The following is a 22,164-nucleotide window of genomic DNA, read 5'->3' on the forward strand; positions in this document are numbered from 1 at the left end:
CGGGCGGCTACGGGTCACATGGATTAACCCGTTATCAATCAAGCCCCCGCAGTGGGGAATGACCAGGAAGTCAAACATGAACAATAAAATCAAATGGATAGGTGCACTTTTTCTGCTGGTGAACGGATCCTGGGGTTGGACGGCCAGCCTGCCTGCGGATCTCAAGTGGGAAACCAACGACACGGACCCCGTGTTCGCCTCCCCCAAAGCGCTGCCCGGAGGCAGCATCACCATGTTCGTGGACAGCTTTCCGCTGACGTTTCGCACCGTGGGGCCCGACTCCAACGGCGCGTTTCGCTCCTTCATCTTGGACAACCAGCTGAGGCTCATCAGCTTCCACCCCAATACCGGCAACCCCATCCCGTCCCTCGCAAGCGCCTGGGCCATCGCGCCGGACAGCCAAACCGTCTACTTCAAGCTCGACCCGCGCGCCAAATGGTCGGACGGCAAGCCCGTCACCGCCGATGACTACACCTTCGGCTACGAGATGATGCGATCCAAGGACATCAAGGGCCCCTGGTTCAACAACTACTACACCACCGAGGTGGTGGCGGTGGAGAAGATCGACGACCACACCATCCTGGTGAAGGCGGGCAGCCGCAAGGCCAGGCTGGATCTGCTCAACACCACAGAGCTGTGGCCCCAGCCCAAGCACTACTACAAGCTCGGCCCCAATTGGGTGAAGCTGTACAACTGGGCCGTGGTGCCCACCACGGGCCCCTATGTGATTACCGACGTGAAGAAAGGTAAATCCATCACCTTCAGCAAGCAGAAGGAGTGGTGGGCAAAGGACGATCGCTACAACCAGCACAGGTTCAACCTCGACACAATCAAGGTGCAGGTGATCCGGGATCGCAATATCGCCTTTCGCCACTTCCTGAAAGGGGAGATAGACACCTTCGAGATGATCCTGCCGAACTGGTGGCATGAGAAGGCCGTCACCCCCGAGTACAAGAAGGGCTATGTGCAGAAGGTGATGGCCATGACCGACACCAAGCAGGGCGGACAGGGGGTTCACCTCAATGTCGCCCATCCCAAGCTGGCCGATATCAATGTGCGGCTCGGCATCCAGCACGCCTTCAACATCGACAAGATGATCGAAACCGTGCTGCGGGGCGACTACGACCGGGCCACCACCTTCGGCTCGGGCTTTGGCGAGTTTACCGACATGCAGCTGCCGGAGCGGGCCTATGACATCGCCAAGGCACGCGACTACTTCGCCAAGGGGGGCTATAGCAAGCCGGGGCCGGACGGTATCCTGCAAAACGACAAGGGGGAGCGGCTGACCCTGGCCGTCACCTACACCAGTCAGGAGCACTCCAAGCGGCTGACCGTGCTGAAGGAAGAGGCCAAGAAGGCGGGCCTGGATCTGGAGCTCAACCTGGTGGATGGTGCCACCGGCTTCAAGGTGATGCTGGAGAAGAAACACGAGGCGGCCTGGATGGGTTGGGCTGGCGGGGGGCTCTATCCGCAATACTGGGAGTCGTTCCACTCGGCCAACGCCAACAAGCCGCAGACCAACAACCTGTTCAACGTGGCCGACAAGGAGCTGGATAACCTTATCGACGCCTATAACGTCGAATTCGACATGGCCAAACGGGCCAAGCTCTCACAACAGATCCAGCAGCGCATCTATGACTTGGCCATCTTCGTGCCCGGGGTACAGCTCAACTATGTGCGGGCCAGTAGCTGGCGCTACGTGATGCTGCCCGAGGTGCCGGCCACTCGGAACACACCTGATCTGCTCTACTGGCCCATGGATGGCTATCCCCACAGCAGTGGCGGCCTGCTCTGGCTCGATCCCAAGGTGAAGGAAGAGACCCAGAAAGCCAGGGAGGCAGGGGAGGCGCTGACCCCTATCACGCAGACCGACAAGACCTATGCACGTCATTGATGCCGCAGAGAAGGGAGCAGCAGTCATGCCCAACACACAGGCCTCCATTCTTGACGTCCGGGATAACGGGGTAGAGGGTGCCGTTGAGAACGGCCAGAACAAGACCCCGATTCTTGAGGTGCGTGACCTCGAGGTGGAGTTCGCCGTCGACGACGGCAAGATAAAGGTGCTCGACGGGGTCAGCTTCCAGGTCGCTCCGGGCCAGACCCTGGGGATCGTCGGCGAGTCCGGCTGCGGCAAGAGCGTCACCTCGCTCGCCATCATGGGGTTGCTGCCCAAACCCCACGGCCAGGTGGTGGCGGGCTCCATCCGCTTTCAGGGGGAGGAGCTGCTCACGCTGGCGCCGGATCAGATGTACAAGGTGCGCGGCAACCGCATCTCGATGATCTTCCAAGAGCCGATGACGGCGCTCAACCCGGTGCAGACGGTCGGGGATCAGCTGATGGAGGTGTTTCACCTCCATCGCCCTGACTACAGCAAGGCCGAGCGCCGGGAGGCCGCCATCGCCATGCTGCAGAAGGTGGGGATCCCGGAACCGGCCCAGCGTTTTGCCGTCTATCCCCACAACCTCTCCGGCGGCATGCGCCAGCGGGTGATGATCGCCATGGCGCTGGCCTGCGAGCCTTCCCTGCTTATCTGCGATGAGCCGACTACGGCGCTCGATGTCACCATCCAGGCCCAGATCCTGGAGCTGATGAAGGAGTTGCAGGCCCAGACCGGCATGGCCATCATCTTCATCACCCACGATCTCGGGGTGGTGGCGGAGCTGTGCGACGAAGTGGTGGTGATGTACGCCGGCCGCGCGGTGGAACAGGCAAACGTGTTCGAGCTGTTTGACCAGCCACGCCACCCCTATACTCATGGCCTGATGGCCTCGATCCCCCGTCTCGAAGATGCCCCCAAGAGCCTGCTCAAAACCATCAGGGGTCAGGTGCCCGCCCTTGACGAGATGCCGGCCGGCTGTCGTTTCTCCAATCGCTGCCCCCACGCCACCGATCTTTGCATCCGCGCCATTCCGGCGGTCGAGCAGCTCAATCCCCACCACAGGGTGGCCTGCCATTACTGGAAGGAGTTGACCGTATGAGCACGCTTTTATCGGTGCGGGATCTGAAACAGCACTTCCGGCTGGGGGGCGGATTTTTGCGCAAGCAATATACGGTCCACGCGGTGGATGGCATCAGCTTCGACCTGAAACAGGGGGAGACGCTGGGGCTGGTGGGTGAATCCGGCTGTGGCAAGTCCACCCTGGGACGCACCCTGCTCAAGTTGTTCGAGCCGACCGCCGGAACCATCACCTTCGAAGGGCGGGATATCACTCACCTCTCCCCCAGGGAGATGCGATCCCTGCGCCAGGAGATGCAGATGGTGTTTCAGGATCCTGCAGAATCCCTCAACAGCCGCCACACGGTAGGCCAGATCCTGGAAGAGCCCTTCATCATCCACGGCAAGGGCAACACTACCCAGCGCCGCGAGTGGGTGCTGGAGCTGCTGGAGAAAGTCGGTTTGCCAGGCAGCGCAATGGATCGCTACCCCCACGAATTTTCCGGCGGCCAGCGCCAGCGCATCGGGATTGCTCGGGCCATCGCCCTCAAGCCCAAGCTGCTGGTGTGTGACGAGGCAGTGTCGGCCCTCGATGTCTCGGTGCAGTCGCAGATCGTCAACCTGCTGCTCACCCTGCAGCGGGAGATGAACCTCACCATCATCTTCATCGCCCACGACCTGTCGGTAGTGAAACACATCTCGGATCGGGTCGCCGTCATGTATTTGGGCAGGATCGTCGAGCTGGCAGAGGCGCAGTCGCTCTATCTGGCGCCGCGCCACCCCTATACCCGGGCGCTCATCTCGGCCATTCCGGTACCGGATCCCCGTCGGCGCAACCAGCGCATCCTGCTGACCGGCGACGTCCCCTCGCCCATCTCGCCCCCGAGCGGCTGCCACTTCCACCAGCGCTGCCCTTATGCCAGCGAGCTGTGCAGGAGCACGGCACCGAAACTGGCACTGTGCGGTGATGGCGCCCACCAGGTGGCGTGCCATACACCGCTCTGCGCCGGCGGCGATCCTTCTCTGGAGCAGGCCAGCTGACGCAGGCAAGGCAGAAATGAACGAGGCGGCCCTGTGGCCGCCTCATTTCATTGCTGATGCCATCCCCAATCAGGCGATCTGGTAGCGCCCCGGCTTGTGGTTGAGTGTCAACACAAGATTACAGATAACGGCTGCGACGATGGAGAGCGCCAGGATCCAGGGCTGCACCACGAAGAAGGAGGTCACGACGATGGCGCAATCCAGCCCCATCTGTAACTTGCCAGCTCGGATGCCGAAGCGATCCTGAACAAACAACGCCAGTATGTTGAAGCCGCCCAGGCTCGACTTGTGGCGAAACATGATGAGCAGCCCCATGCCGATCAGGGTGCCACCGATGAGCGCCGCATAGAGGGGCTCTATCTTGCCGATCTGCAGCACGCCGTTGAGGTGATCGGTCATGAAGGAGACCGCCGCCACCGAGGCGAAGGTGTTGAGGGTAAAGCGCGGCCCCATGCGCAGCCAGGCCAGGACGTAGAAAGGGAGGTTGATGCAGAAGAACAGCAGACCGAAGCTGACGCCAGTCACCTGTTGCAGCAGCAGCGCCAGCCCGGCGGTGCCGCCGGTGAGCAGACCAACCTGATGGAACAGAAAGATGCCGAGGGAGACGAAGCCCACCGCAGTCAGCAGGGCCAGCACATCCTCATAGACGGGATGCGCGTTGCGAATCGAGGTGTTGTCCATAACCTGTGTATCCAAGCGAAGTAATGTAAAGAGAGTCTGTCGCCGGCTGACCGGCTGCGAGCCTTGTTGGCAAGGCTTCGTTATGGGCGACAGTGTCCGGCTTCAGTGACCCGGATCACAAGACGCGGCCTGAACGCACCAAAATGGTGTTCGTCAGCACAGCGTTACAATCTTTGCACCAAAACAAGACAAAGCAGTGGTAAGTCCAAACTGAATCGAGCCTGAAAAAACCGACTAAACTCACTGCCCAAAAAAACGGATCCCTTTAGAATGGATGGCTTGTCACTGCCTGCATCGAGGAGCAAAGCGCAGATGAGAGTCGTCGTATTCGGGATTGGTTATGTGGGACTGGTTCAGGCCGCCGTGCTCGCCGAGATGGGCCATCAGGTCACCTGTGTGGATGTGGACGACAGCAAGGTCGCACGCCTCAAGGAGGGGATCATCCCCATCTTCGAACCCGCGCTGGCGCCCATGGTGCAGGCCAACCATCAGGCTGGCCGCCTGCATTTCACCACGGATGTGGCCGAAGGGGTGGCCTTTGCCGAGCTCATCTTCATCGCGGTCGGCACCCCGCCGGACGAAGACGGCTCTGCCGATCTTCAGCACGTGCTGGCGGTGGCCGGCACCATAGGCCGTCTGATGCAGGCGGGCAAGGTGGTGATCAACAAGAGCACGGTGCCGGTCGGCACGGCCGCCAGGGTACGTCAGCATATCGACGGCATCCTCAAGGAGCGGGGCGTTGTTCTGCCCATCGAGGTGGTTTCCAACCCCGAGTTTCTCAAGGAGGGGGCGGCGGTGGCCGACTGCCTGCGCCCGGATCGCATCATCATCGGCACCGACTCGGATCACGCCATGTCCCTGCTGGAGGAGCTCTACGCCCCCTTCAACCGCAACCATGATCGCATCATCCAGATGGATGCCCGCAGCGCCGAGCTCACCAAGTACGCCGCCAACGCCATGCTGGCCACCAAGATCTCCTTCATGAACGAGATGGCCGGGCTGGCAGAGCGCCTCGGTGCCGACATCGAGGAGGTGCGCAAGGGGATCGGCGCCGACCCGCGCATCGGCTACCACTTCATCTACCCGGGCTGCGGCTACGGCGGATCCTGCTTCCCCAAGGATGTGAAAGCGCTGATCCATACCGCCAGCGAAAGTGGCTGCGACGTGCCCCTGCTGCGCTCGGTGGAGAAGGTCAATGACAGGCAGAAACACAAGCTCATCGAGCGCCTGCTTAAGCACTTTGGCAACGACCTGACGGGGCACACCTTCGCCCTCTGGGGGCTGGCCTTTAAACCCAATACCGATGACATGCGCGAAGCGCCGAGCCGGGTGTTGATGGAGGCCATCTGGGCCGCCGGCGGCAAGGTGCAGGCGTTTGACCCCGAGGCGATGAAAGAGGCCCAGCACCTCTACGGCCTGCGCGACGATCTGACCCTGTGCGGCACCCAGGAGGCGGCTCTCAAGGGCGCCGATGCCCTGCTCATCTGCACCGAGTGGCAACAGTTCCGTGCCCCCGACTTCGAGCTTATCAAGCGCACACTGAAACAACCCGTCATCCTCGATGGCCGCAACCTCTATGATCCGGCCCGCCTGCACCAGCGTGGCTTCATCTATTACGCCATCGGCCGCGGCGACAGCCTGGAAAAAACGCACGCGCTGGAGAAAGCACAATGAAGTACCTGGTCACCGGCGCCGCCGGCTTTATCGGTTTTCATGTGGCGCAAAGGCTCTGTCACGAAGGGCATCAGGTCGTCGGCCTCGACAATCTCAATGACTACTACGAGGTGAGCCTGAAAGAGGCGCGGCTGGCGCAGCTCCTGCCGCTGTCCAGTTTTCGCTTCGAGCGCGGCGATCTGGCGGACAGGCAAGCCATCGCGGCCCTGTTCGTCCGGGAGCAGTTCGATCGGGTGATCCATCTTGGCGCCCAGGCCGGAGTACGCTACTCCCTGGACAACCCCTTCGCCTATGCCGACAGCAATCTCAACGGAACCCTCACCATCCTCGAGGGGTGCCGCCATCATGGTGTCGGGCACCTGATCTATGCCTCCTCCAGCTCGGTTTACGGCCTCAACGAACAGATGCCGTTCAAAACCTCGGATGGGGTGGATCACCCCGTCTCCCTCTATGCGGCGAGCAAGAAAGCCAATGAGCTGATGGCCCACTCCTACTCCCACCTCTACGGTTTACCGACCACAGGGCTACGTTTCTTCACCGTCTACGGCCCCTGGGGACGCCCCGACATGGCCCTGTTCAAGTTCGTGCGCGCAATCCTGAACGATGAACCCATCGACATCTACAACCAGGGCCAGCTCAGCCGGGACTTCACCTATATCGACGACATCGTCGAGGGGGTAATACGCATCGCGGATCGTCCCCCGGTGGCGAACCCCGCCTGGCACGGGCAGACCGAGTCGAGCTCGGCCCCCTATCGGCTGTTCAACATCGGCAACGGCAGCCCGGTACGTCTGGCCGACTTCGTGGAGGCCATCGAAACAGCCCTCGGCAAGCAGGCCATCCGCAACCTCTGCCCCATGCAGCCCGGGGATGTGCTCGCCACCTGGGCCGATACCGAGGCGCTGTTCGAAGCGACCGGCTACCGGCCGAAAGTGGAGCTGACGCAAGGGGTCACCCGTTTCGTCGAGTGGTACAAAGAGTACTACGGGGTCTGAGCAAGCCGCGATCTGGCCTGACAACGAAAAAGGGGCTGCCAATGGCAGCCCCTTTTGTTTAGTTCAGGTTCCCCTCCTTGGGGCCTGGTACATAGCTAAATGGTTCTATCTCTGGCCTGAGCCCCTGACAGGCGGGCTTGATGGCCTCGGCATTGGTCAGCAGCCAGTCAGTGCGGTGACGATTGCCGAGATTCTCCATGCGCGCGGGGTCAAAACAGCGCTCCAGCAGATCGGCCGCCCCCAGCACCCAGCGTCCTGGCGCGGCAGCCACCCAGGCCGCCGCCTCGCGGGCCTGCGCATCATCCGGCATCTGGTAGCTGTAGTGTCGCAGCGGCTGGCGGGTAAACAGCAGGTGCTGCTCCTTGAAACCGGTCAGCAGCAACTCGTTGCCCGCCGGTACCCGCTCCGCTGCCAGCGCCATCACGGTTTGCGGCGTGCGCATGTCGTTGAGGCGCGTACAGATCCAGGTGGAGTAGATGAGCCAGCCACAGGCAAGGGTGGCCAGAATGGCGGTAAGCGGTGCCCGGCGCAGCAAGGCGTTGACGAGCAACAACACGCCCCCCATCACCAGCAGGGGGAGCCAGGGGGCTGGCCCCAATTCGCTCACCCGGCTGGCCAGCTTGGCACTGAACTCCAGCGCAACCGCCCCACCGAGGCAGACGATGCCCAGCAACCAGCCAAGCCCTGACAGCAGGCGGCCTGGCCAGCGCCTGGCCAGCAGGGCGGCGATGAAGGGCGCGCTCAACAGTGCCAAAGCCGGCGTGCCAGGCGTCACATAGACGCCGCGCTTGCCGGGCGAAACCGAGAAGAAGATCACCACCAGCACCAGGTAACCGAGCAGCAATATGATGCGTTTGTCCCCCCCCTGGATGGCTCTGCGCCACTCCACCACCAGCCAGGGCAGCAGCAGGGTGAGCGGCAGCCAGAACGGCGGGATCACCGAGGTGAGGTAGTACCAGAAGGGTTTGACGTGATGCCAGGAGTTGGCATAGCGGGTCACCGTCTGGCGCAGCATGATGTTGTCCCGATACGCCTGCAGTATGGGGTCGCCGCTCTGGGCCACGGCAATCAGCATGGGCACCAGCCACAGGCCGATGGCCAGCAGCATGCACAGCGGCCCCGCCAGTCCCTTGAGCCAGTCACTGCGGGATGCCGTGCGAATTTTATCCCAATGGGTCCAGATCGCCGGGATCAGCACCAGCAGTGCCAACAGACCCACCCCCTTGGTGATGATGCCAAGGCCGGCGGCAAACCAGCCGAGCCAGTACCATCGCCAGCCCCCGTTACACAACAGGAAACGAATGAAGCTGTAGAGGCCCAGGGTGATGAAGAAGGTGACCAGCGCATCGATCTGGGCCGTCTTGGCCTGCAGGGTGAACTGGACGGTAAAGAGCAGCAGCAAGCCGGCCAGAAAACCGACCTGGGGCGTCCACAGCCGGCGGCCCAGATCCCATACCAGCACCAGGGTCAGCAGACCCGCCAGCAATGAGGGCAGCAGAAAGGCCACCTTGATGGAGCCGGTCAGCAGATAGGCGATGGCGATCCCCCACATGAACATGGGAGGCTTGTCCGGATAAATCTCGCCGCCGCGCATCGGGAACAGCCACTGGCCGCTCTCCACCATCTCCTTGGCCACCAGGGCGAAGCGGGGTTCGTCGGCCGGCCAGGGATCGCGCAGCCCAAGTCCGGTGCCAAGCACGACCAGGGCTATCAGCAGCAGCCAGCCAAGGGAGCTCTGATTGAGCAGGGTTCGATCATTTACCATGGCGGATCTCGCTGTCATGGATGAGTTTGTCCCGCTTCCAGCCGCGATGCTGAATATCCAGATAGAGGCTGTAGAGGGCAGTAAAGGTGGGGAAGAGATTTTGCAGTACGCCGACGGAGTCCTGCTTGGGGGAGAAGAGGAAGTAGCTCAGCGTCATCAGGCTGCCGAGCACACTCATGTACCAGAACAGGCGGGGGATCACAGGCCGACCGGCCCGCCTGGAGGCAATGAATTGCACCAGCCAGCGCCCCCCGAACATGAGTGCCCCCGTGTAGCCGATGAGCTTCCAGCCGGTCACATGCAGGCCGGTCCAATCGAGCCAGTGCAGGGGGAGCGAGAGCAAGGCGTCCATCAATCGAGCATCTCCCTTACCTCGACGACCTTGGATCGCCGCTGCAGCCACCAGACACCGACCACGTCCACCAGCCCGACCCAGAGGCGATTCCAGACCCCGTATTTGGAGACCCCCGCCTGTCTGGGCCTGTGATTGACCGGCCAGGGGGACATGCGACCGCCCTGCGCCTGGATCAGGGCCGGAATATAGCGGTGCATATGGTTGAAGCCGGGCAGACGCAGATACCAGTCGCGCCGCACCACCTTGAGTCCACAGCCGGTATCCGGGATACCGTCGCGCAGCAAGAGGTCGCGAAAGCCGTTGGCCAGTTTGGAAGAGATCCGCTTCACCCAGTCATCGCGGCGATTGACGCGATGGCCGATGAGCCCCACCTCCTTCCGGTCTGCGGCAAAACGGCGCTTGGCCTCTTCCAGCATGGCGGGAATGTCGGCGGGATCATTCTGGCCATCCCCATCGAGCACCACCAGCCACTCGCCACGGCCATGACGCACGCCACTGAGCACCGCCATGCTCTGGCCGACGGCCCGCTCGTGACGCACCACCCGCAACCGGGGAAAACGCGTCTTCAGCTCGCACAGGATGGCGTAGCTGTCGTCTTCGCTCCCGTCATCCACGTAGACCAATTCGTAATCGTACTTCCCGCCAAGCGCGGCATCGATTTCGCCGATAAGGGGAGCCAGATTGTCCCGTTCATCTTTGGCTGGCACGACGACTGATACATCGATTGAATAACCCATATGAGCTTCCCGACTATAGAGAGACGCAATCAGTCCGCTTGATCGCATCATGAAAAAATGGGGATGGTAATTATCCTAAATAAATACAGGATGTTACGTTAATGTGAAGCCAGTCTATCATCCTGGAATTGATTTATGCATCAACTAACGTAGACAAAACCATCCGTCATACCCCGAGGATAAACTCTCTGTGTCTGCTCATGTCGGCAGGAAGGGGGTTGGCTTCCTGACATAAAGTTCCATACCGTTTTCATCTCTAACGGGCGAACACATAACCACATGTTCCATCATCTGGCTGGCAACCTTCCTGTGTAGAACCTATATCTTCCGAATACGAAGAATATGAGGAACTCGTCATGCAGAGATTCGGCACCTGGGGGTGGAGTCTCCTGCTCTTGCTGATCACGGCATCGGCCCAGGCCGAATCATTTCGCCAGGCGCCCAAGGCGATGAGTGCCATCCGCCAGGGCGCAGCCATCGAGCGCAGCAACCCGAGACAAGCCATTGCCTACTATTGCAATGCCGCCAGACTGGGCAATCCGGAGGCCTATTTTCGCATCGGCCGCCTGCTGGCCCGCGGGCCACAAGGTATCCGCAGTGCCCGGCAAGCCAACGCCTATCTCGCCATGGCCATGCGCCTTGGCAACCAGCAAGCCGCTCGTTATTACAACACTCGTGTAGGCAATGCCCCCCTGGGCAACTGCGGTGTGGGCAGCGGCCCTGCCGGTGTTCCCTGGGTACAGCCCGCCACCCCCTTCGATCAGGACAAATATCTGGCCCGACAATCTGCGAGCAAGCAGAAACTGGCCAATATGGTCCGGCAGGCCGCCGAGCGCCATCAGGTCGATCCCAAGCTGGCCCTGGCCATCGCCATCGCCGAATCCAACCTCGACCGCTTTGCCGTCTCGCCCAAACAGGCGCAAGGGGTCATGCAACTCATCCCCGCCACCCAGCAGCGTTTCGGTGTCACCCGCCCGTTCGATGCGGAACAAAACATCCGTGGCGCCATGGTGTACCTGAAATGGCTGGAGAAACAGTTCGGCCCGGACTGGATCAGGATCAGTGCGGCCTACAATGCCGGCGAGAAGGCGGTGGCCCGCTACGGCGGCATCCCCCCCTATCAGGAGACCCAGGATTACGTGCAGCGGGTGCTCTACTATTCAGGGCACAAGCAAACGGCTGAAACCAAGCCATCCCTACGCTGACAAGGGGTCGGCAACACATCAAAAAACCAGCCCGGTCCCACCCTATCGTCACTAACTTAAGGAAAAATTAAGACGAATTTTCCGGGGATTTTGCCGGTCACAGCCCCATTCTGCCCTCCCCTCTATCTCACCTCGCCCACCTCTTCTTGACGGAGGATGAGCAACCGGCCGCCCGCTTTGCCCCCCCTTGTTCGTTGGTTTACAATCGACGGGTTTTTTGGAACCCGGTTGGCCTGTGCCGACCTGGCCCCACCACGACCTCAGTCTGTTGATGAAAAACATTAACTCGCTGAAAAAGAAGAGAATTAGCCAATGGCTCAATTTATTTACACCATGAACCGGGTCGGCAAGGTAGTGCCGCCCAAGCGTCATATCCTCAAGAACATCTCCTTGAGCTTCTTCCCGGGCGCCAAGATCGGCGTCTTGGGTCTGAACGGCGCCGGTAAATCCACCCTGCTGCGCATCATGGCCGGGCTGGATACCGAGATCGAAGGGGAAGCCCGCCCGCAACCCGGCATCAAGATCGGCTACCTGCCCCAGGAACCGAAGCTGGAGCCGGAGCAAACCGTGCGCGAAGCGGTAGAAGAGGCCGTCGGCGAAGTGAAACGCGCCATGGCCCGCCTCGACGAGGTCTATGCGGCCTACGCCGATCCGGACGCCGACTTTGACAAGCTGGCCCGCGAGCAGGGCGAACTGGAAGCCATCATCCAGGCCCAGGGTGGCCACAACCTGGAAAACCAGCTGGAGCGCGCGGCCGATGCCCTGCGTCTGCCGGCATGGGATGCCCAGATCAAGCACCTCTCCGGTGGTGAGCGTCGCCGTGTGGCCCTGTGCCGCCTGCTGCTGGAAAAGCCGGACATGCTGCTGCTGGACGAACCGACCAACCACCTGGACGCCGAATCCGTGGCCTGGCTGGAGCGCTTCCTGCACGACTACGAGGGCACCGTCGTCGCCATCACTCACGACCGTTACTTCCTCGACAATGTAGCTGGCTGGATCCTGGAGCTGGACCGTGGCGAGGGTATCCCGTGGGAAGGCAACTACTCCTCCTGGCTGGAGCAGAAAGATGCCCGTCTGGCCCAGGAAGCGAGTGCCGAAGCCGCTCGTCGCAAGTCCATCGAGAAGGAACTGGAGTGGGTTCGCCAGAACCCGAAAGGTCGTCAGGCCAAATCCAAGGCCCGTATGGCTCGCTTCGAGGAGCTCAACACCAACGACTACCAGAAGCGCAACGAGACCAACGAGCTGTTCATTCCGCCCGGACCGCGCCTCGGCGACAAGGTGGTGGAAGTGGCCAACCTGCGCAAATCCTACGGGGATCGCGTACTGATCGACGATCTGTCGTTTGCCATTCCCAAGGGCGCCATCGTCGGCATCATCGGCCCCAACGGTGCCGGTAAGTCGACCCTGTTCCGCATGATGTCAGGCCAGGAGCAGCCGGATTCCGGCTCCATCACCCTGGGCGATACCGTGGTGCTGGCCTCGGTCGATCAGTTCCGTGACAGCATGGATGACAAGAAGACGGTGTTCGAAGAGGTCGCCGACGGTCAGGACATCCTGCGCATCGGTAGCTACGAGTTTCCGAGCCGCGCCTACATCGGCCGCTTCAACTTCAAGGGCTCCGATCAGCAGAAGCGCGTCGGCGAGCTCTCCGGTGGTGAACGCGGTCGTCTGCACCTGGCCAAGCTGCTGCAGACCGGCGGCAACGTGCTGCTGCTCGATGAACCGACCAACGATCTGGACATCGAAACCCTGCGCGCCCTCGAGAACGCCCTGCTGGAGTTCCCGGGTTGTGCCATGGTCATCTCCCACGACCGCTGGTTCCTCGACCGGATCGCCACCCACATCCTGGACTACCAGGACGAGGGCAAGATCGAATTCTTCGAGGGCAACTTCACCGAATACGAAGAGTGGAAGAAGAAGACCTACGGCGCCGAGGCCATCCAGCCGCACCGTGCGAAATACAAGCGTATCGCCAAGTAAACCGGCAAATGCGACAAGGGGAGCCTCGGCTCCCCTTTCTTGTGCCTTATGGCTTACAATCCAGAACGAACGACCTTGCATGGATTTTGCGAAATGACGACCCAGCCCACCACAGAGAAGAAGCTCACCATTCAGATCCGGGTCGAACCCGGCTGCCTCGGGCCGGATGGCAAGGCGCACATCGAAACCTTCTGTGCCGCCGCCGCCAAGATCTTCGAGGCCGTAGAGCCCGAACTGGTGAGCTGGGTACTGCTTCCCCGTTATGACAAGCAGTTGCCGGAACAGGAGTTCTTCATCGCCGGTCGCAAGCTGAGCGAGGAGCAGGCCAGCCTGTTTCTGCGCCGTTTCGATCGGGAGCTGGGGGAAGTGCAGGAGCGGCTCGACTCCGTGCTGGCCCAACTGGTGGAACGCTACTTCAAGACTCTCTGAACCTCGGTTTTGACAAAGAAAGGTTCTCTATCGAGGACCTTTTTTATTGCTCAAATAGCAAACGTTTGAATTTTTACTCTATTCATTGATCCGCCTCGCAGATCCGGGGTTTGTAAACGCCACCTCCTGTGTAAAAATGTGCGCGCTGTCACGGTATCAAGTCGAGTCTGGTCATTTAGCCACCATCTGCTGGGGCCATTTACCTCGCATGAATGGGTCCACCGGCTCTCTTGCTGCTTATTTCACGTCACCTATTGGAATTCACATGAACCAACCACACAACGCCACAGGGCAGGCTACCAATCAGGTCGCCGGGCAAGGATTGCTTGAGCGCCTGTTTGCCCTGCAAGGCCATGGCACCACAGCCCGCACCGAGGTCATCGCCGGGATCACCACCTTCCTGACCATGGTCTATATCGTGTTCGTCAACCCGCAGATCCTCTCCGCGGCCGGCATGGACACCCAAGCGGTGTTCGTTACCACCTGCCTTATCGCCGGTATCGGCAGCATCCTGATGGGCCTGCTGGCCAACCTGCCCATCGCCCTGGCACCGGCCATGGGCCTCAACGCCTTCTTCGCCTTCGTGGTGGTGGCAGGTATGGGTTACTCCTGGCAGGTCGGCATGGGCACCATCTTCTGGGGCGCCATGGGGCTGTTGATCCTCACCCTGCTGCGGGTGCGCTACTGGCTTATCGCCAACATTCCGCTCACTCTGCGGGTCGGTATCACCGCCGGTATTGGCCTCTTGATCGCTCTGCTCGGCCTGCACAACGCAGGTATTGTGGTCGCCAGCCCCGCCACCATGGTGACTGTGGGTAACCTCACCTCCCTGCCCTGCCTGCTGGGGCTGCTGGGTTTCTTCCTCATCTGCATCTTCTCCGCCCGCGGCGTGCACTCCGCCGTGCTGATCGCCATCGTGGTCACCACCACCCTGGGTTGGCTGTTTGGCGACGTGACCTTCAAGGGCTTCATCGCCATGCCCCCCAGCATTGATCCCGTGTTCGGCCAGCTCGATCTGATGGGCTCGCTGGATATCGGTCTGGCCGGCGTCATCTTCTCCTTTATGCTGGTCAACCTGTTCGACTCCTCCGGTACCCTGATTGGCGTCACCAACCGCGCCAAGCTGGCCGATGACAAGGGTCACTTCCCGCGCATGAAGCAGGCCCTGATGGTCGACAGCGTGAGCTCGGTCGGCGGCGCTTTTATGGGCACCTCTTCCGTGACGGCGTATATCGAGAGCAGCTCCGGCGTTGCCGTCGGTGGCCGTACCGGCCTGACCGCCATCGTGGTCGGCATCCTGTTCCTGCTGGCTATCTTCTTCTCACCCATCGCCGCCATGGTGCCAGCGTACGCTGCTGCGGGGGCCCTTATCTATGTGGGCGTGCTGATGTGCTCCGAGTTGACCCGGGTAAAGTGGGAAGACTTGACAGAGGCGGTCCCGGCCTTCATGACCGCCGTCATGATGCCGTTCAGTTTCTCCATCACCGAAGGGATCGCCGTGGGCTTTATCTCCTACTGCGTGATGAAGGCGGGCACCGGCCGCTGGCGCGAGATCAACCCCTGCGTGCTGGTGGTCGCCCTGCTGTTTGTGCTCAAGTTCGTCTGGGTCGACAGCCACTGATAACGACCGAACCGGTTAACCAAATGGGCTCCCGACAGGGAGCCCATTTTTATTACCACCGCACAGCCACTCATGGAGACGCTGTGCCGTCGGCGCAAAGTTGTTAACATGGTTGCTCCATACGGAACATGTTCACCATCCAGCAAGGAGCCAGGATGCATCACTCATCCCCCCGATCCACCTTCGAAGTCAGCGACGACAAGGGACGCCTTGACGTGCCGCTGATCCACCGTTTTTTGTCAGAAGAGGCCTACTGGAGCCCCGGCATTCCGCTGACCACTGTGCTGCGCGCCATCAATCACTCCCTCTGTTTTGGTGGCTACCTCGGCGGCCAGCAGGTGGCCTTCGCCCGGGTCATCACCGACAAGGCCACCTTCGGCTATCTCTCCGATGTGTTCGTGCTGCCCGAGCATCGCGGTCAGGGCTACAGCAAGACGCTGGTGGCGGCCATCCTCGCCCACCCCGAGCTGCAGGGGCTACGGCGTCTGAGCCTGTCGACCCTGGATGCCCACGGCCTCTATGGCAGCTTTGGCTTCGTGCCCGCCAGTGCACCAGCCAGCCTGATGGAGATCTACGACCCCGAGATCTACCTGCGTACCTGAATCTCGGGCTCCCTCTGCTGGCGGCCGATTATTTTCGCCGGATCATGCTTCTCGCCCCTGCGCTGTGACGTGGGGGCGCGACAGTGCTAGATTGGCAGCCAGCGTTTTCACCCAGCAGCTTCGTCAACCACAAGGATGGCAACCGTGGCCCAGCACTCTCCCTCTTTCTCCGCTCTTTCCCCCTTGCTACAAGCGCAGGCCCAGCGCCAATGGCAGCGACTGCTCGAACTGGCGCCAGACTACGGCGACCTGCCCGAGGCAACCCGGCAGGTCCTGCTCACCCTGCTCGGTCTCTCCGATTTTGTCGCCGACTCACTGATCAAACAACCCGAGCTGCTGGCGCAGATCCTCGCCTCGGGGGAGCTGGAGCAGACCGAGCGCTGGCCGGCCTATCAGCGCGATCTGACTGCTCTGCTGGCTGAAGTCGTTGACGAGGAGGCGCTCAAGCGCACCCTGCGTCAGTTCCGGCGCAGTCGCATGCTGGTCATCGCCTGGCGCGAACTGCTGGGTCATGCCGAGGTCGAAGAGAGCTTCGTCCACCTGACCAAACTGGCCGATGCCCTGATCTGCGCAGCCCGCGACTGGCTCTACGCCAAGCAGTGCAGCGAACTGGGCACCCCGACGGATGGGGATGGCAACCCGCAGCCGCTGCTGATCCTCGGCATGGGCAAGCTGGGGGGCGGCGAGCTCAATTTTTCCTCGGATATCGACCTTATCTTCACCTTCCCCGAGAACGGCTACACGGTCGGCGGGCGGCGGGAGCTCGCCAACCAGCAGTTCTTTATCAAGCTGGGCCAGCGCATCATCAACGCCCTGCATCAACCGACCCAGGATGGCCAGGTGTTCCGGGTCGACATGCGGCTGCGTCCCTTTGGCGACGCCGGGCCGCTCGCCATCTCCTTTGCCGCCATGGAGGATTACTACCAGCACCACGGCCGCAACTGGGAACGCTACGCCATGGTCAAGGCGCGGGTACTGGGGCCCCAGTGTGAGCACGCAATCGAGCTGGCCGAGATGCTGCGCCCCTTCGTGTTTCGCCGCTATATCGACTTTGGCGTCATCGACGGCCTGCGTCAGATGAAGGCGATGATCGCCGCCGAGGTGCGCCGCAAGGGGCTGGAGGGCAACATCAAGCTGGGGGCCGGCGGCATTCGCGAAGTGGAGTTTATCGCCCAGGCGTTGCAGCTCATTCGCGGCGGCCGCGAGCCCGCCCTGCGGGTACGCCACCTGCCCGAGGCGCTCGCCGCCATCGCCCAATGCGGCGCCCTCGAAGCGGCCCATTGCGATCGCTTGCTGGTCGCTTACCGCTTCCTGCGCCGGGTCGAAAATATCCTGCAGGAGATCGGCGATCAGCAGACCCAGACCCTGCCCACCGAGGAGCGGGATCGCCAGCGGCTCGTCGCCGCCCTCGGCTTTGCTGACTGGGGCGCCTTCATGGCTCATCTCGATGAGGAGATGGCAGCCGTCCATCAGCAGTTCGCCGCCGTGGTGGGGGAAGAAAAAGAGGCCCCCGCCCATCTGGAGCAGCTCTGGCTCGATCTGTGGCGCACCGAGCTCGACGCCGCCGAGCTGGAGCAACTGCTGACCGCCCAGGGGGTGGCCGAGCCCGCCCCGCTCTGCGCCGCCCTGCTGCGCTTCAAGGAGGAGTACAAGCGCCGTCAGGTCGGCCCGCAGGGGCGTATCGCGCTGGACTGGCTGATGCCGGAGCTGCTGCGACTGGTGGTGGCCAGCGAGCAACCCGCCCGTCTGTTCGAGCGGGTGTGCGAGCTGCTGACCCGCATCTTCACCCGTAGCGCCTATCTGCAGCTGCTGGCGGAAAACCCGGGCGCCCTGCGCCAGCTGGTACGACTGTGCGACGCCAGCCATCTGGTGAGCGAGCAGCTGGCCCGCTACCCGATTTTGCTGGACGAGCTGCTCGACCCCCAGCACCTCTACCACCCCACCCCGCTCGATCAGTACAAGCCCCAGCTGCGCCAGTTCCTGCTGCGCATCCCCGAAGAGGACGTGGAGCAGCAGATGGAGGCGCTGCGCCAGTTCAAGCAGGTGCAGCTGCTGCGTATCGTGGCGGCCGACATCGCCGGCGCCCTGCCGCTGATGAAGGTGAGCGACCACCTCACTTGGCTGGCAGAGGCGATCACCGAAGAAGTGGTCAATCAGGCCTGGGCCCAGATGAGCGAGCGCTACGGCGTGCCGCCCGAGGTAGCCACTAGCGGCCAGCGCGGCTTTGCCGTGGTGGCCTACGGCAAGCTAGGCGGCATCGAGCTCGGCTACGGTTCGGATCTCGATCTGGTGTTCCTGCACGGCGGCGACCCCAACAGCTATACAGATGGACGCAAGCCCATCGACAGCCGCCAGTTCTACCTGCGTCTGGCTCAGCGAATTCTGCACCTGTTCAGCACCCGCACCCCTTCCGGCATCCTGTATGAGATCGACATGCGGCTGCGCCCTTCCGGCGACTCCGGGCTGCTGGTTTCGTCACTCTCCGCCTATGAGCAATACCAACAAAACGAAGCTTGGACCTGGGAGCATCAGGCGCTGGTGCGCGCCCGTCCCATCTATGGCGACGAGGCGGTGATCGCCGAGTTTGCCCGTATCCGCCGCGCCGTGCTGGCCAAAGAGCGGGAGCTGCCGACCCTGGCCCGCGAGGTGCGCGAGATGCGCCAGAAGATGCGGGACCACCTGCTCAAGGCGGGCGCCGGCGAGTTCGACCTCAAGCAGTCCCCCGGCGGCATGGTGGACATCGAGTTCATCGCCCAGTATCTGGTGCTGGCCCACGCCTGTGGCGAGCCCGAGGCGCTCACCCGCTGGTCCGATAACGTGCGCATCTTCGACGAGTGCGTGATGGTGGGAGTTCTGCCCCTGGAGCAAGCCGAGGAACTGAAACAGGCCTATCTGGAGATCCGCAACCTCGGCCATCGCCTCAACCTCTCGGAGGTCTCCCGCAAGGTAAGCGACGACCAACTGCTACCCGAACGCAGCCATGTGCTGGCGGTCTGGCAACAGCTGCTCAGTGAAAAAGAATAAGAAAGGATCATCGGTCTCGAGGCTAGCCCACGACTCTTCCCAACTTGCATATAGTAAAAGAGCCCGCACAATGCGGGCTCTTTGTATTAGAGGGACGAGAAGCGACGGGTTATTTGAACAACCCTTTGAGCAGTTGATCGGCCACTCCCTTAACCCCTTCGTTGTCGGCCTTGTCACCCAGCAGCTTCTTGAGGCCGCGCTCGGCTTCCTTGCGTGCCTTCTCCTCGAGGATCTTGTTGTTGCTGAGCAGCGCCTTCACGTCCAGCCGATAGGTCGGTGCCTGCCACTGGCCACCGATGCGCACCGGTATGGTGATGTCCTTCAGCTCATCGACTCCCTTGCCGCCCTGCCCCTTGCTGCTCTCGACGATGGAGGTCAGGAACAGGAAGTCGAGTGTCTCGGGCACCAGTGCCGTTTGCCCCTGGCCATGAACCCGTAGTGCGGGGGCAAATAGCTGGATATCGTCGCTGCGCGCCACCCCGTTTGCCAGTTGGAAGCTGGCTGTCAGGGCACTGAAGTCGGTCTTGCGTACCTCTTTGACCTGATCCGTCCCCTTGCCGGTCAAGGTAGCCCGCGCCTCGCGGATCATCTCTGCCAGGTTGATGCCATGCAGGGCCCCATCGTGCAACGCCAGGGTTATCTTGCCCTGCATCCGACTGCGTAGTGCCTGCTCTGACAGGCCTTGTCCCTGCACCTGCACATCGAGATCGCCCCGCCCTTCCAGCAAGTCATTCTGCGCCAGGGTCTGCAATAGCGAGTGCACATTTACTCCCTGCACCCGTTTGCTCACCTGGTAACGGGCTGGCTGCTGACGCGCATCGAGCACGCCACTCGCCGTCACCTTGCCGCCAGCTACGCCGGCGCTGAACTGCTTGAGGGTAAGCTGACCGTTCGCCAGCGCCAACTGCATATCGAGCTGGCTCAGATCCAGCCCTCTCACCCGCAAGCTGCCCAGCTGCAACCGTCCAATGGCATCGATTGCCTTGAGGACATCCAGATTAGGTTCAACTGCCGAAAGAGCGCGAGTCACCTTGGTTGGTTCTGCCGCCTTGTTGCCGGCACTCGCCGGTGTGGTAGGAGCCGGCGCCGCAGCGCTTGCCGATGTGCCAAGCCAGCTGTCGAGATCCAGCTTCTCCCCCTTGAGATCGAATTCCACTTTGGGCACAGCCCCAAGCTGCACCGCACCTTCGCCAGTCAGCAGGGTATCATCGGCACTCATCACCAGCTTGCTCAGGGTGACTTTCTTAGCCTCCAGTTCAGCACGGGCAAACCCGGCCAACTTGAGGTTCATCTGTGGGTGCGGCAGCGTATCGCCATTCAATGTGACACTGAGCACCACATCGGAGAGCTCAGCCAGTTTAAGATCCTGGTCAACCCTGGCCTTGAGCGTTCCCTCGAGCGAACCGGTCAGCGCCGGTTGCTCGCCTTCACCCTGGGCACCTTGCAGGCTCAGAGCAAGGCTGCTCCACTCCCCCAGCGCCAGGCGATCGGCCTTCAGGGTGAAATTATCCAGCTGCCGGGAGGGCTGTTTGAGCGATCCGCCCACAACCACCCCTTTCAATTCGCTGGCCAACGCATTTTGTGCCAGCTTGACCTCCCCCTGTCCCTTCAGATCAAAGGCCAGCTGGCCTTGAGCCCCTTTGGCGGCGAAGGTGACCGGCACCCACTGACCCATGGCCAGCTGGCCGAGATCGAGATCGAGCCTGTCGAGGCGAGAAACAATACCGTTGCGATCGTCCTGCACCAGGGCACTGGCCTGTTCAAGTACCACCCCTTTCAGCTTGATCTGCCAAGGCTTGCTCTCTGCTGGCGCCCCCTGAGGTTCACGGGCCGGCGCCTTGGCATCTTCCGCCGTTGCAGGCTCGGCAGATGACTTGTCCGAGAGCAGGCCGCTCAGGTTGGAACTGCCATCCGCTTTCGTCTGGATAAACAGATGGGCACCAGCCAGCGTCACCTCGCCTATCTCCAACCGATGGGAAAGCAGCGGCAACAGGGCAACTGATGCACTCCCCTGCTCGAAGCGGATCAGATCAGGCTCGGCAAAGCCTGCCGGATTGCGCAGAGCCACTTTTTCGAGTGACAGGCCAAGACTCGGCCAGAAGCGCCAGTCGATATTCCCCGCCATCACCAACTCACGACCAGTGACCTTTCTTACCTGCTCCGTCAGCTGGGGTTTGAACTGGTTGGGATCGATCAGGCTGATCAGCGCAGTAATCGCGATCACTGCGGCCAGCACCAACCCCAACAGGATGTAGATGATCTTCTTCACGACAAACTCCTTGAATACGGATCTTGAGTGAGACTATATCACCCGAAACCCCGCAGATGGGGACAGTCTCCCAAAACAGCCAAATCAGGGGACAGGGATAGTCGCACCCGACACAAGCAATTCTGAATTATGAAGATAATTGCTGTGTCAGCAGGGTAATGGCGATGCGAGTTGACGCGAATGCAAAACAGGAAGGGGTAAGCGCGCCGAGTTTCACCCACTGACAATCGGCCACGTCGTCCGCAGCACTAAGATCGGGCTTCTCGGTCAGATTGATGGCAAATGCGGTATCGCAGGTGTGATAGGTGATGCCGTCATAGGGATAGGTATTGGCAAACGAGCCCAGATAACGAACGGGGCAAGCTGAAACATCCAGGCCCAGCTCCTCCTGCAACTCGCGAACGAGGGCAGCTTCCAGCGACTCGCCGGGATCGACAAATCCGCCCGGCAGATCCAGCAGCCCCTTGCCAGGGTTGCGAGCCCTCACTGCAACCAGCACTTCATCTTGCCAACACAGGGCGACCATCACGGCCGCAGCCACATTCTGAAAGAAGTGGAAGCCACAGTCACAACGGAACTCCTTGTTGCTCTTGGCAAGCAGGCTCTCTTTACCGCATTGGGGGCAAAACATGGAACGTCTCCATTTGGATAAAACCCTATTGTACGCTCCAGATAGGGCTGTATGAACAAAATGGCAAGGTTCAGGTGGAGAGGGGGGGAAGAAGGGAGTAACAGAGGTTAGAACTGGCCAAAATACAAACAAAACGTTGAATTTCAGGCAATAAAAAACCCCGCTCAGTGAGCGGGGTTTTCATGTTGGGTGCCTGGCAATGTCCTACTCTCGCATGGCG

General features: G+C 61.4%; 17 protein-coding genes. 11 read left to right on the plus strand and 6 right to left on the minus strand.

The annotated features are described in order from the left end of the window. Window positions 1–76: 76 nt before the first annotated feature. From BN1123_RS15795 to BN1123_RS15805, 3 genes are read left to right on the plus strand one after another with little or no spacing between them, the layout of a single operon-like run. Window positions 77–1,894, plus strand: coding sequence for an extracellular solute-binding protein (locus tag BN1123_RS15795; RefSeq protein WP_042028156.1), 1,818 nt, complete (start codon window positions 77–79; stop codon window positions 1,892–1,894). A 25-nt stretch (window positions 1,895–1,919) separates the two neighbouring features. After that, on the plus strand, window positions 1,920–2,978 hold the full coding sequence (locus BN1123_RS15800; RefSeq protein ID WP_042028157.1) for an ABC transporter ATP-binding protein: 1,059 nt from the start codon (window positions 1,920–1,922) through the stop codon (window positions 2,976–2,978). After that, window positions 2,975–3,976: an ABC transporter ATP-binding protein gene (locus tag BN1123_RS15805; RefSeq protein ID WP_042028158.1), complete on the plus strand. Its 1,002-nt coding sequence runs from the start codon at window positions 2,975–2,977 to the stop codon at window positions 3,974–3,976. Before BN1123_RS15800 ends, BN1123_RS15805 begins: the two co-directional genes overlap by 4 nt. 69 nt (window positions 3,977–4,045) lie before the next feature. On the opposite strand, the gene BN1123_RS15810 is transcribed toward BN1123_RS15805, so the two are convergent. After that, a complete protein-coding gene (locus BN1123_RS15810) occupies window positions 4,046–4,657 on the minus strand; it encodes a YitT family protein (RefSeq protein WP_042028159.1) in 612 nt (203 codons plus the stop codon). A gap of 312 nt (window positions 4,658–4,969) precedes the next feature. On the opposite strand from BN1123_RS15810, the gene BN1123_RS15815 reads away from it, so the two are divergent. Continuing rightward, window positions 4,970–6,331 carry a UDP-glucose dehydrogenase family protein gene (locus BN1123_RS15815; protein WP_042028160.1) on the plus strand — a complete coding sequence of 454 codons (1,362 nt, stop codon included), beginning with the start codon at window positions 4,970–4,972 and terminating at the stop codon, window positions 6,329–6,331. Beyond that, the gene (locus BN1123_RS15820; RefSeq protein ID WP_042028161.1) at window positions 6,328–7,326 is read left to right on the plus strand and encodes an NAD-dependent epimerase; all 999 of its coding nucleotides are present in this window, start codon (window positions 6,328–6,330) and stop codon (window positions 7,324–7,326) included. The genes BN1123_RS15815 and BN1123_RS15820 overlap by 4 nt, the downstream gene beginning before the upstream one ends. A 58-nt stretch (window positions 7,327–7,384) precedes the next feature. Here the strand turns inward: BN1123_RS15820 and BN1123_RS15825 are convergent, their stop codons facing one another. The 3 genes from BN1123_RS15825 to BN1123_RS15835 are packed head-to-tail and all read right to left on the minus strand — an operon-like array spanning window position 7,385 to window position 10,183. Continuing rightward, window positions 7,385–9,091, minus strand: coding sequence for an ArnT family glycosyltransferase (locus tag BN1123_RS15825; protein WP_042028162.1), 1,707 nt, complete (start codon window positions 9,089–9,091; stop codon window positions 7,385–7,387). Continuing rightward, window positions 9,081–9,443 carry a lipid-A-disaccharide synthase N-terminal domain-containing protein gene (locus BN1123_RS15830; protein ID WP_042028163.1) on the minus strand — a complete coding sequence of 121 codons (363 nt, stop codon included), beginning with the start codon at window positions 9,441–9,443 and terminating at the stop codon, window positions 9,081–9,083. Before BN1123_RS15830 ends, BN1123_RS15825 begins: the two co-directional genes overlap by 11 nt. Continuing rightward, on the minus strand, window positions 9,443–10,183 hold the full coding sequence (locus tag BN1123_RS15835) for a glycosyltransferase family 2 protein (RefSeq protein ID WP_026456644.1): 741 nt from the start codon (window positions 10,181–10,183) through the stop codon (window positions 9,443–9,445). The genes BN1123_RS15830 and BN1123_RS15835 overlap by 1 nt, the downstream gene beginning before the upstream one ends. Before the next feature lie 356 nt (window positions 10,184–10,539). Between BN1123_RS15835 and BN1123_RS15840 the strand changes: the two genes are divergently transcribed. The 6 genes from BN1123_RS15840 to glnE all read left to right on the plus strand — a co-directional run bounded on the left by BN1123_RS15840 (window position 10,540) and on the right by glnE (window position 19,044). Then, entirely contained in the window at window positions 10,540–11,388 is an 849-nt protein-coding gene (locus tag BN1123_RS15840) for a lytic transglycosylase domain-containing protein (RefSeq protein WP_042028164.1), read from the plus strand. Between the two features lie 312 nt (window positions 11,389–11,700). Beyond that, window positions 11,701–13,368 (plus strand): energy-dependent translational throttle protein EttA, encoded by a 1,668-nt coding sequence (gene ettA, locus BN1123_RS15845; RefSeq protein WP_026456971.1) that lies wholly within the window; start codon window positions 11,701–11,703, stop codon window positions 13,366–13,368. 93 nt (window positions 13,369–13,461) lie between these two features. Then, on the plus strand, window positions 13,462–13,797 hold the full coding sequence (locus BN1123_RS15850) for a hypothetical protein (protein WP_026456972.1): 336 nt from the start codon (window positions 13,462–13,464) through the stop codon (window positions 13,795–13,797). 265 nt (window positions 13,798–14,062) lie between these two features. Then, window positions 14,063–15,418 carry an NCS2 family permease gene (locus tag BN1123_RS15855; RefSeq protein ID WP_026456973.1) on the plus strand — a complete coding sequence of 452 codons (1,356 nt, stop codon included), beginning with the start codon at window positions 14,063–14,065 and terminating at the stop codon, window positions 15,416–15,418. A gap of 155 nt (window positions 15,419–15,573) precedes the next feature. Beyond that, window positions 15,574–16,020, plus strand: a complete 447-nt coding sequence (locus BN1123_RS15860) for a GNAT family N-acetyltransferase (protein WP_042028165.1) — start codon at window positions 15,574–15,576, stop codon at window positions 16,018–16,020. A gap of 144 nt (window positions 16,021–16,164) precedes the next feature. Next, window positions 16,165–19,044, plus strand: coding sequence for a bifunctional [glutamate--ammonia ligase]-adenylyl-L-tyrosine phosphorylase/[glutamate--ammonia-ligase] adenylyltransferase (gene glnE / locus BN1123_RS15865; RefSeq protein ID WP_042028166.1), 2,880 nt, complete (start codon window positions 16,165–16,167; stop codon window positions 19,042–19,044). 109 nt (window positions 19,045–19,153) lie between these two features. On the opposite strand, the gene BN1123_RS15870 is transcribed toward glnE, so the two are convergent. After that, entirely contained in the window at window positions 19,154–21,313 is a 2,160-nt protein-coding gene (locus BN1123_RS15870) for an AsmA family protein (protein ID WP_042028167.1), read from the minus strand. A 127-nt stretch (window positions 21,314–21,440) separates the two neighbouring features. Next, complete coding sequence (locus tag BN1123_RS15875; RefSeq protein WP_042028168.1) at window positions 21,441–21,944, minus strand: NUDIX hydrolase; 504 nt, start codon at window positions 21,942–21,944, stop codon at window positions 21,441–21,443. Window positions 21,945–22,164: the final 220 nt, after the last annotated feature.

Origin of the sequence: Aeromonas enteropelogenes (assembly GCF_000819845.1) — a bacterium.
GTDB lineage: Bacteria > Pseudomonadota > Gammaproteobacteria > Enterobacterales > Aeromonadaceae > Aeromonas > Aeromonas enteropelogenes.